5 protein-coding genes are annotated in these 11,777 nt (G+C 40.4%); 2 read left to right on the top strand and 3 right to left on the bottom strand.

What is annotated here, in order from left to right:
* Positions 1 to 223: 223 nt before the first annotated feature.
* Positions 224 to 3,436 carry an Ig-like domain-containing protein gene (locus OCK74_RS03980; protein ID WP_279295700.1) on the bottom strand — a complete coding sequence of 1,071 codons (3,213 nt, stop codon included), beginning with the start codon at positions 3,434 to 3,436 and terminating at the stop codon, positions 224 to 226.
* Between the two features lie 617 nt (positions 3,437 to 4,053).
* On the opposite strand from OCK74_RS03980, the gene OCK74_RS03975 reads away from it, so the two are divergent.
* Positions 4,054 to 6,789, top strand: a complete 2,736-nt coding sequence (locus OCK74_RS03975) for a discoidin domain-containing protein (RefSeq protein ID WP_279295699.1) — start codon at positions 4,054 to 4,056, stop codon at positions 6,787 to 6,789.
* 25 nt (positions 6,790 to 6,814) lie between these two features.
* On the opposite strand, the gene OCK74_RS03970 is transcribed toward OCK74_RS03975, so the two are convergent.
* Positions 6,815 to 8,599 carry an adenylate/guanylate cyclase domain-containing protein gene (locus OCK74_RS03970; protein WP_279295698.1) on the bottom strand — a complete coding sequence of 595 codons (1,785 nt, stop codon included), beginning with the start codon at positions 8,597 to 8,599 and terminating at the stop codon, positions 6,815 to 6,817.
* Positions 8,600 to 8,608: 9 nt separating this feature from the next.
* Positions 8,609 to 8,968 (bottom strand): hypothetical protein, encoded by a 360-nt coding sequence (locus OCK74_RS03965; protein WP_279295697.1) that lies wholly within the window; start codon positions 8,966 to 8,968, stop codon positions 8,609 to 8,611.
* 586 nt (positions 8,969 to 9,554) lie between these two features.
* Here OCK74_RS03965 and OCK74_RS03960 point away from each other — a divergent pair.
* Positions 9,555 to 11,711, top strand: a complete 2,157-nt coding sequence (locus tag OCK74_RS03960; protein WP_279295696.1) for a right-handed parallel beta-helix repeat-containing protein — start codon at positions 9,555 to 9,557, stop codon at positions 11,709 to 11,711.
* Positions 11,712 to 11,777 lie beyond the last annotated feature (66 nt).

Genomic DNA, 11,777 nt, shown 5'->3' with positions numbered 1-11,777 from the left:
TCTCTTTCACGTCAATAACTATTATGGGTTATTTAAAAGGTATTCTTACTATTTTATAAATAGTATAGCAACTGCAGGCATATCATAATATATATGAACGTGCGAATCGTTTAACCAGTTGCCTGATATAATAAAAACTCAAAGTGTTTTATTTTATCTTAATTGCTTCCCAACACACTTTGAAAAGTAAGGGTACGGTCAGAAATGGCACATACTTTTATCGCTACCTGTGCAGAATCATCTTTTTACTGTCTATTTGTTTATCATCAATCCACAAGCTATATACGTAAGTCCCGGCAGGTAATTCTTCCCAGGCAATGGTTATCTGGCCCTTTCCTTTGGTAAGTGACACTTTCTTCACTACTGTCCCCCGCATGTCTGTAATCACTAATTTCATTGAACGTGCATCCTGGGGCACACCGTAACCAATAACTGTATTATCACTAAATGGATTGGGCGCATTCTGTTCCAGGTATGCACTGGAAACAGACTGCTCAATTCCAACATTGTTGCCTGAAACCAAACTTGATGAAGAGCTAGTATTTGGTTTCAGCAATGTGATCTTCCCATTACCGCCATATTCAGAAACATAGATATTTCCATTTCGTACATCTTCTATCAAATCCAGCGGGTCTACAAAACCAGTAAAACCTTGTATTGAGCCCCCTTCATTGAAGCTAACAATATCTTTATTAGTACCTCCGGGGGTAAGCGCAATAATATCATCATTTTGACTATAGCGAACCACCAGTAATTTTCCTTGCAGGGCACCATTGAAAGTATTACTCTTATATTCAATAGCGCCATTGGGCGATTTATTGTTCTGAAAATCAAAAGCAAACCCCCTCCAGTTTACATCAGGCCTGGTACCGATAACATAAGCGTCAACCTGGGCCGGATCTGTTCCGGCTGTAGGATTAGCTCCATTCATTGCGTACTCGCCCCTTGAAGGATTCGGATGACCATAGTACCCACCCTTCTTAACCCTAAAGAGATAGTCTTTCTGGGTTTGCGGAACATCGGTTAATGCAGGCACATTTGGCCCATTGTAGGTAGTTCCATCAGGCCTTAATGTTCCATTGACTGAGGCTGGCGTATTACCACCTGCAGCAGAACCATTGGTGGGTAAATATAATTCGCCATTACTATGCCAAACCATATCATAAGCATTACGGATTCCTGAAGCATAAATAGTCAAAGGGGCGTTAGTCGCATAGGGATTGTAAGTACCTCCCCCGTCTGTTGTTTTTACATTTAAGGGTAAAGTACTCAATTTGGTCAGATCCAGCCTTAACAATGCTGCAGAGAGTAAATGTTCATCTCTCATATTCCAGGTCATATCCGCAGCCCCCATTCCGGATAGAGAACCTTGAGTGAAATACAAAGCACCATCCGGACCAAATGTAATACTGTTGGTCACGTGATCCTTGGATGAACGGGGTAAATTAATGAGTAGATCCTGAACAGTCTGAAGATTGCTACCGCTTAATTTTGTCAATTTTCCATCCCAGTCCGGCGCATTTTGAAATACATAGGTACAATGTGTCACATAAGCGATCAGGTTGGTGGCAGTTGAGGAAGGATCAAATGCAAACCCGACGGCTAACCGCTGTTTCCTGGTACCATAGGCATCCTGTAAAGAATAAATTAGTTGAGGCGTACCCAAAGTACCATTAGCATTGATTGTAAACCGTTTAATGATCCCATCAATAGTTAATGCATATAATTTGCCATCCGGTCCAATGGTCAAACTAGAATGCTTTCCGGTTGTATTGGTCAGTTGCACTTTGGTAAACGTCACATTGGGCAGTGGTGGCGTAGGTACCGAAGTGGTAGTAAACGCGCTGGAAAAAGGAATAAAACCTGCACCAGACAAATCCTTTACGCCATTGGTAACATTGAATACATATGTAGTACTCAATTTTAAAGGTGCAGATGGCACCAGGGTAATAGCATCTCCACCTCCCGTACCATTAACGTTTGCTGGTACAACAGGGCCTCCGGGTCCTTCAGTTAGAAAAACCGTAGCAGGAGTAATCGTTGCGTTATTAATGCCTCCATTTGGTAAATTCAGAACATCTGTGGATAAAGAAGAATACTCTCCAACATTTCCGGAACGGTTAGGCGGATTCACCGTTTCTACAAAAGGTAAGTTAGAAGAAGTAGAGGGCACTATGGATATGTAATTGATTTTAGTATTATTACCTCCAAATGCATCAACTGTTAAACGTCCATCCCTCACTTCAACAGTAACCGTTGCAGTTTTGAAGGGTGCAGTTGCTGTAGAAATATAATCAATAATCGCCAGGACCCCTTCTATATTGATAGATTGTTTGTTGGGACCGAAATAAACAGCATCACCTATTGAAACAGTTACATCATAAAGCCCATTTGGAATCTGGGCTTCCCACCGCCCTTCTATGGGGGTTCCGGCAAAATTCACTACATCATCAGCCTGCATATGCATGAGCGTAGCTTGCAATAAATTATTGGAAGGCTTACTTCTCCTACGCCCATTTAAAGTCAGATCTAATGGCGTATTATCCTCCTTATGAATCCATCCGTATGTATTGCCACTGCCTTGAAAAGCTGAAGTACGGACACCAAAAGGTTGCCCAAAGTCTTTTAGCCAACCTGCAGGTGGAACGGTAGCTGAATCCTGGAAGTTTACATTCAGACCGCTTATTGAGGGCTGTATAATAATATAATTGATTTTGGTGTTGGTACCACCAATAGCATCAACAGTCAATTTGCCATCGGACACAGTTACTGTAACAGAGGAAGACTTGAACCGGTTACTGGTAGTAGGTATAAAATTAACAATGGCAGCCGTGCCTTCTATATTAATGTAATGTTTGCTGTCTACATAACTACCATCACCTACAGATACAGTAACATTGTATGTGCCATTCACCACTAAAGCCTCCCATTTGCCTTCCGTGGCACCGGATGGCTGCATATGCATGAGCGTTGCTAACAATACATCCGAAGGACTAGATCTTTTTCGTCCATATGCCGTCATATCAAGCAGCGTATTATCCACACGCTTGACCCATCCATAAGTATTACCCGTACCTTGGTTTGCTGAAGTGCGCGCACCATATGGTTGTCCAAAGTCCACCAACCAACCTCCTGGAGGTACAGTTGAGACATCCTGAAAATTGATCATTAAATTAGTCAATGCATATGCGCCCTTGTTGCCAGTAGCAGAATAAGGTCCGGCTGAAAAATTAGTAGCATGGAAAACATTAGAAATGCTTGAAACCTTTGCCAAATTGATGCTCCTATGCTCCGTTACCGATAATCTGTTCGTGGCACCAAACTCAACTGTATTGGTTAGGAAAGATGAAATGTCAAGAGTTTGAAGGAACGGAAAAGACAATAAAAAAAACATTGCAGCAATAGCCGTTGATAAATTTAAAAAGCTGGTTCGCATGTTAAGAAATTTGGATGTTGAACACCTAACGAAAACAGCCTTTCATAGTTGGATCTGGTGGTAATTTTTAGGATTGATAGAATTGAACATAAAGCAGATAAGTAAGGTAGGCGATAATGACAATAGGCAAATCCTGCAAGTCTTTTATAAAAATAGAAACATTTAATCTATAAAAAAAAATATATATTATTGCAAAGCTTATTATCCCATTGAATAAGCATTGCTTAGCAATTCAAATTAGTCATCTATTCAAATTAGAAAATCAAATCTTAGCATTCCTTATAGAAGGCTCACCTGCATGAATATGCTATTGTTCAGTTTAATTATCGCTGAGATATTTCAACCAGAGTATAAGTAGCTTTCTCATGAAGCCTATTCATGTTGTTTATTGTTATATCCATTTGATAAATAGTAATTCTTTGACATAGGCATTATAGTTTTATTTTATTGTTAAGCTTTCAAAAATCAGGCCACTCATGCATAGAGCCATAATTGAGCTCTTATAATTTTCCGATTTTATACACAGCCCGATGATGAAGCTTATTTATTTAACTTTATCCATCCTCGTTAATAAATGGACAGCTAATAATTAGCACTCCTTCATTAAACGTTAATCTATGAACCAGCACTTCTTCTATATACTCCCTGGTAGTATAATGAAATCTTTTTACAAGCATCTGCTCCTGTTTATTAATCCCATCTATGTAAATCAATCAAACCATAATAAGCGTATATTCTTTTTTATTGTTAAACAATTATTTAAAGGCAACTATTCTGTTTACTTTTTCTTGTTTGTAATGAACTTCACAATCAGATTGTACGCACAAGAGATAGGAATGCCATCTACTTTGCCAAATGTCAGATATCACCTCACCTCAAGGCCATGGATTCCATTGAACATTTCTGAAAATACCTATCTGGATAAAGTTGAAGGACTCGTCAGAAGAACTGTAAACTTCCAGGATTCAAACGGCGCTATCATTGACCCCTACGAAAATAATGAAATGCAATATGCTACGCCATATTTTGCTAATGCGATTGCTACTTTAATTTCTGCTGGCCGTGCTTCAGATTTATTAGATGAAGGAGTATCCGCTATGAACAAGGCCACTACTGATGTAGCAGAGGGCGCTTCGTCGATACCAGACAATCATGGAGAATTTTTCCTGGCGCCCCTCGCAGTAGCAATTCCTCTTTATGCTCCCTATGTTTCAACTTCACAAATACAAATCTGGAGGACCAGGATGTCAATTCCTGTCAATAAAATTATCCGTGGGAGAACTCATAACTGGAGAACATATGCGATGAAGGGCGAATGGTATAGGGCAAAATATGGGTTTATACAAAAAGATAAAGCGGTGAACTGGATTGAAGACAGCTGGATCAATACACAAAAAAGTAGACTGATTAATAATTTATGGAATTTTTACCACGATTCCACCTCCAATCCTGATACATGGCCGTATGAATCAGCAGCAAGAAGTAATCTGCTGGCAATGGTTGCTGATGGATATGACGGTGCATCTCAAGGTGATATCTTAAACATATTAATGAAAGGAACTCAATCAAGCCTTTTATATCAAGATCCATCAGGGCAAGGTGTCGCGGGAGGACGTAGTGGGAATCACACCTGGAATGATCTTGTGTTAGCCAACAGTTTTGAAACCATGGCCGAAATAGCTTTCAATCAAGGAGATACGCTGCTGGCGGGTCAGTATCGCCACGCTGCAGCACTTGGATTCCAGAGTGTTCAAAGGTGGCAAAGATCTGATGGGACTTATTCTGTGACGAAAAATCATTTCGATCCTCAAATCAGAAACAGGTATGCTGGATACAGCTTTTTTACTAACTACAATGGCTATATGATGTATCACATAGCGGAGAATTATTTGAGACACAGAACTGCCATTGCAGAAAAACCTGCTCCAAATGAAATAGGAGGCTATACGATTGTAAGCGACACTTCTTTGTCTACTGCTATTGCAAATGCAGGAGGAATGCACATCGAAGTTTGCATGAGGGGATCTACAGACTTGAATAATGATCTTTATTGGACCACATTAGGCGTAGTCCGTTTTGCAAGGCCGGGCTGGGATTCACGCCTTGGTCCATCTGATGGCATCAGGGAAACTAAATCGGGCTTAGGGATATCTTTTGCTCCAACTTTTTTAGAGAATAATAACTGGGTAAGATTAGCAAGTTTACCTGAACGTTATGAAGCTTTTTTTTCCACACAGTTTACGCATCCTTTATTAGTACGCTGCCGGATAAACTATAAACCTAAAAGAGGTCAAACGGGACCAACTTTTACAAACGACTTCATTATTATACCTGATGGCATACTATCAATACTTACATCTTCTACAACTAATTACGGCATAACCTGGCCAATATTAACATTCGATGGCACATCTTACCTTAACTATCATCTTACATCTCATATTGCAAGCACATCATTTTCTAATGAATCTGATCAGCAAAACTTTATTGCCTTACATTCATCTCCTACAATTACAGCCACGGATACAACCCGGAGGAGTTCATATGGCGACCTTCTTCCTGTCAGAATGATTTCAGGAACTGATAGTAACATTACTTTTATATACCCCCGCAACATACAAGACCCCGATGCTGACTCTGTACAAAAAAGCTTTATTCGGAAGGGCAATGACTTCACTTCAATTCTAGGATCTGTCAAAGGAAACATTTATATAGGCAGAACTTCTGCAGGCGGTGAAGCATCAACTATAGATCTAAATAATGATTCAACAGCCGAAGCAACCTTTGACACTACTACAGGATTTTTGATGCAGCTACAGATGGGCGAAATCACCAAAATTGAAACAGACAGAGCAGTTACAGCAATTGTTTATGGGCAAACCATCAATCTGCAGCCTTATACTCCCGTGGACATTCATAATCCTCAAAAAGTTATCATAACGAATGTATTAGCGAGTGCTGATGACGGTAATGTCGCATTCAACACTATTGATAGGAAATACAATACGCGCTGGTCAGCCCAGGAAGATAGCCAATGGATCAGGTATTCTTTTGATACTATAGAAGTGATAAAAACAGTTAAGGTGGCATGGTACCGGGGAAATGAAAGAAAAGCCTACTTTATAATTCAGAGCTCTCTGGATAGCACTAATTGGACGACATTATATACCGGGCATAGTAGTGGCCAGACAACTCATTTTGAACCTTATCATTTAACACCTGCCCAGGCCCGCTATCTTAGGATCGTATGCAATGGAAACAGCATGAATTCGTGGAATGCAATTACAGAAGTGGAATTCATAAAGGAAGATGAATATTTTATTGATCCAACTCAAGTTACAAAAGCCAGGTAGCGATAATTACAAAGAACAATCACTTTTACTGGACAAGAAAGTACATCTTTAACGCCCCATGGTTCTTTACTTCAATCTCACCCCTGTATTCACAAGAAAACTCATCATTAATTTGCTGGTAGGTGGTTTCCGAAAGATTCACACGTCCCGGATTCGACATAGATTCCATCCGTGAGGCAATGTTTACGGTATCGCCCCAAATATCATACTGCCATTTCTTGGTGCCCACTATACCCGCCACAACGGGTCCTGTGTGTATCCCGATTCTAACTTTAAAATGTATAATGTCATCCGGTGCGTTCAGCTCGTTGTCCACCAGTTCGATCATTTCCTTTGCTGCATAGATTACATGCTTTACATTCTTTTGATCAGAGGTATGAAGCCCGGAGGCACACATGTACGAATCACCAATAGTTTTTATTTTCTCAAGACCATATCTGGTTGCGATCTCATCAAATCCTTTAAAGTAATAATCCAGGCTCTTCACTAATTGTTCTGGTTCAACTTGTGCCGCTAACTTTGAAAACTCGATAAAATCAGAAAATAACACAGAAACCTGGTCAATCTTTACTGCCTCTACTTTCCCGTTTTGCTCTAACTCCTTTGCAGTCTCAGCAGGTAAAATATTCAACAACAAAAGCTCTGATTTTTCTTTCTCTCTTGAAATCGCTTTATAATACCAGAATAATGTGGCCAGTATTACTGTCGTCAAACCAAGAATAATGAAAAGGGAAATCACAATGATCTGCTGGTTTTGTTTCTTCTTGTTCAACAAATCCACTTCTACCTGCTTTTGGGCTAGTTCATAATCTGTACGCAGGTCAGCCATTTTCTGCACAGATTTGATGTCATTCACGCTGTCCCTGTATACAATATGATCCTTGTAATATTTAAAGGATTCGGCTGGATTACCGGTTTGTTCATAGAGTTCAGACAGCTTCAGATCAGCATCGCTGATCTGTTCTTTCAGCCGGTACTGCCGGGCTAGTTCCAGGCTCCTGTGAGCATAGTTCAGCGCGATGTGATCCTCCCCTTTATCACGATAGATATCAGCCATAGAGAGGAGATATTCACAGATAGGATAATAATCTCCTGCATTTTCCAAAATCCCGATGGCCTCATTGATGTATTTTTCAGCTAAAGGGTTGACGCCAAGATTAGCGTACACCATTCCGATGTTCCCTAGGCTGTAGGCATACCCTATAGGGTAATTGAGCTTTTCAAAAATTCTTTTTGATTCCTTAAAATACAAAAGAGCAGAATCATAATGCTTAGTATTAAGCAATTCATCACCAGCATTCGAAATAGCAGATGCTAATGCAACAGAGTCCTTCGATCGGCGCAGGGTTGAAATGGCCTTATTATAATAAAGACTTGCATTGCGTTGATTATTGGAAATTGAATAAATATCAGCTATGGCTCCATAAGCGGTTCCTTCCCCGGAGAGAAAGTTTGCCTTGCTGGCTGCTTCCGCACTCTTGAAATAAGCATCCAATGCTTCATCAAGATCGCCTAGCAATCTTTTTTTATTTCCCTTTTGTAAATACCCCCTGTATAGGTATATGTAATTACCTTGTCTCTTGGCCAGGCTGATTAGTTCTTCTGCATATCGTAAAGCAAGATTAAGGTCTTTCACCTCATTGAAAGACAAATTTCTGAGCAACTCCAGTTTATCTGTATCATCTTGTACTCCTTCACGATATATCTTGGCCAGGCTATCCGCCACCTTTTGGTCCTGGGCAGAAACGAAATGGGTTATAAAACAAAGGAGGACCAGGAATATGCAATATGCTCTTCCTTGAAACCTCATAATTCAGTTTTAATTGTTGACCGAAATCTTTGGGTCATGATCACCTTTATCACCATTAGTGGTTATAAAGTATAAAGTGTAATCTTCCTCTTCCTTTTGCTTATCCAATCTATCTTTTATCTTTCCCTTCCAATTTTCAGAACCCTGGATCTTGGCAGGCTTATCCTTAAATACATCATCCCCTGTTTTCTTACTGTATTGAATTTCTTTTACTCCCGACTCTGGCTCGATAATCCAGGTTACAGTATCATTCTTATGGGCATCATCTACATCCCCATCTTTTGTCATCTCCAATTGCTTTTTTCCTCCAACTACTTTAATTCCTGTAATGTAAATGATGTGATCTTCCGGAATTTGACCTTTTTCCATTTTTTTTAATGTTTATGTATTTAATAAATATTCACTTCCGAATTCTAATGATATCATTGGGTATCAAAATTCCAAACAGGAAAACAGGATATTATGGTGTGGGCGTTTCCGGAAGGGGCAGGTCAGAACGCACTTGAAGATTTATTAATCTGTAATTTAAACAATTAAACTCAAAAAGCCACATCCCCTGGCCTGATAAATTTGAATAGTTTTCAACTAATCACTTTTTTCTTTAAGAACTTAACTTTTTTCTGATAATTAATGTTCTTTACCAGCCTGATTGCGGCTTCTCTGCCTGTTACAGGTTTCTATATCTGGTGGGGAGGTAAAAATAAAAAGACGAAACCAGCAAAAGTTTTAGTCGCATCGAAAACGATGTCTACAACTTAATAAGTCCCCGAAGCCCTACTCCCCGCAATAATGCTGATACCATCACCAGACGGTTAGTTAATCGATAGGCCGCTCCCAATCCTTGGTACAAGAAAAATATAGATAGTTCTATCGACTGAGAAATATATATGGCATAAATATCGTTACAAACTCAGTAACGTAAACAGCAGGAATGCAGACATAGACAATATTCATCATGAATAAATTGACCATAATATTACTCATCATAGTGTCACTTCAGGCCAATGCTACTGACTATTACTTTTCAAACCGTGGTAGTGATGCCACCGGCAATGGATCCCAAGCCGCCCCCTACGCCAGCATTGAAAAGCTGAACACACTCAACTTGAACCCTGGCGACAGGGTATTTTTTAAGCGAGGCGACACATTCTACGGCTCTATTACTTGCGGCGGGTCTGGTACCAGTGGCAACAATATTGTCTTTAGTGCTTATGGTAATGGAGCAAAGCCCATAATAACCGGTTTTACAACTTTATCTAAAACAACAAGCGGCAACTGGACTCAGATTTCAACTGTACCAAATATTTGGGAAACCACCAACCCGGTCAACAATGGCCTTTCTACAGAGCTAAGAATTGTGACTGTAGATGGCAGGGATATGGAAATGGGTAGGTATCCCAATCATACAAGCAGTTGGGGAGGCTACTTGAAATATGAGAACCACGATGGTGATAGTGCCATCATAGACAATGAATTGCCAACAACGACCAACTGGACTGGGGCTCGCATCGTCATTAAGTACGCTTCTTACATGATTGATACAGCCATTATTACACAGCACATTGCCTCCGGCGGTGGCTCAAGGCTTTCCTTTGACCCGGAAAAGATCAAAAAAAAATCCGGCCTCCCAAATAATTGGGGCTATATCATTTGCAATGACCCAAGAACATTAGATGTACATGGGGAGTGGTATTACGATAAATCAACCAAAAAGCTGCGGATCTGCCTTAAAGCAGGAACAACGCCGGCAAACTACACGATTAAAGTATCTTCCATTGCAAAAACCTTTACTGCCACTGACAGAAGTTATATTGTAGTAGATGATATTCGCTTTGAAGGCGCTAACGAATATGGCATATCGTTTCAGGGGTCGAAAAATGGCAGTAGTAATACAGTAGTGCAAAATTGTGATGTGCAATATTGCGGTTTGAACGGTTTACATTGTGGAGTCAATACTGATGCTGATTACAACTGGCTGGTACTACGAAACTTTATAGCCGACTGTCATGACGTTTCCGTTTATGCAAGAAATACAAGAGGTGTTACAGTGTATGGCAACACAATCAAACGGAACGGCTTATTGACTACCATGGGCGGGGTTGGTACCCAGGCCCTTATTGGTGTTTGGTGTGCCAGGAGTAATTATACATTGAGACGGAATTACATTGACTCTATTGGCTATGTAGGTACACGATGGACCGCATCCGATGTGATGATTGACTCCAACTATATAACCAACTTTACTTTGGTTATTGATGATGGTGGCGGTACTTATAGCGGTAATGGAGGCTCCGCCTCTAACCGTAAAGTCTTGCACAACGTAATTGTGAACGGGCTGGGAAATGCGGAGGGTACCAACCGTAAAGACTTCCGCTCTTATGGCATATATCTGGACAATTCAAGTAATAATGTGGAAGTCGCCTATAATATCGTAGGTAACTGTAAAGATGGAGCCTTTTACCTGCACAACAGCAAAAACATCAATGTACATGACAACTTGTTTTATGGATCTTCAATCGGGCAACGGCAGGTGGTTTGGATATGCAACGATTTGGATGGAGATCAAAATATGATCAGCCAGTTGCAGTTTAAGCACAATACGGTCATTGCCAGGGCAAGAAACGAATGGGTAATGAAAATCTTTGTGCGACCTGCAGATTCCGCTTACCTCGGGCTGATAGATGAAGCAAGTGGAGCCACTGCAGGAACCAACCTTAATAACGGCATCGACTCGAACATCTATGCAAGACCATTCAATCAGGATTCCGCAGCGATATATGCCATTTGGGGCACCTATGTTGCAGGCAGTGAGCAAAAAAGATATTATACAAATGCGCAGTGGGAAAAAGCGTTTGGTCATGATGTCCATACCGCCAACGCCCTAAGGCTCGCTGCTCCTGGAGTTAATGATGATAAGGCTTTTCAGTTTCACTATAACTTTTCGACGCAGGATTCTATCATAACACTTGATCGCTCTCTTATTGACTTTAAAGGTTCAGTTTATGCTCCAGGAAAGCAGTACAAGATGACTCCTTACAGCGGTGCAGTTTTTCTGGACTCAAAAGCCGCGCCACCACCAAAGAATAATAAGAGGTATCAACACAGCGACTAATCATTTAAAGCGTAATAATATGTTACAGCTGCCAATGTAAACATGGCAGCTGTAACATATATATTT

Source organism: Paraflavisolibacter caeni, from assembly GCF_025628885.1.
Lineage (GTDB): Bacteria > Bacteroidota > Bacteroidia > Chitinophagales > Chitinophagaceae > Flavisolibacter > Flavisolibacter caeni.
This window is presented reverse-complemented; position numbering and strand designations above follow the sequence as displayed.

Bases quoted from the DNA above. Each gene is read 5' to 3' on its own strand.
- OCK74_RS03980 (WP_279295700.1), bottom strand. From the start codon at position 3,436: ATGCGAACCAGCTTTTTAAATTTATCAACGGCTATTGCTGCAATGTTT.
- OCK74_RS03975 (WP_279295699.1), top strand. From the start codon at position 4,054: ATGAACCAGCACTTCTTCTATATACTCCCTGGTAGTATAATGAAATCT.
- OCK74_RS03970 (WP_279295698.1), bottom strand. From the start codon at position 8,599: ATGAGGTTTCAAGGAAGAGCATATTGCATATTCCTGGTCCTCCTTTGT.
- OCK74_RS03965 (WP_279295697.1), bottom strand. From the start codon at position 8,968: ATGGAAAAAGGTCAAATTCCGGAAGATCACATCATTTACATTACAGGA.
- OCK74_RS03960 (WP_279295696.1), top strand. From the start codon at position 9,555: ATGAATAAATTGACCATAATATTACTCATCATAGTGTCACTTCAGGCC.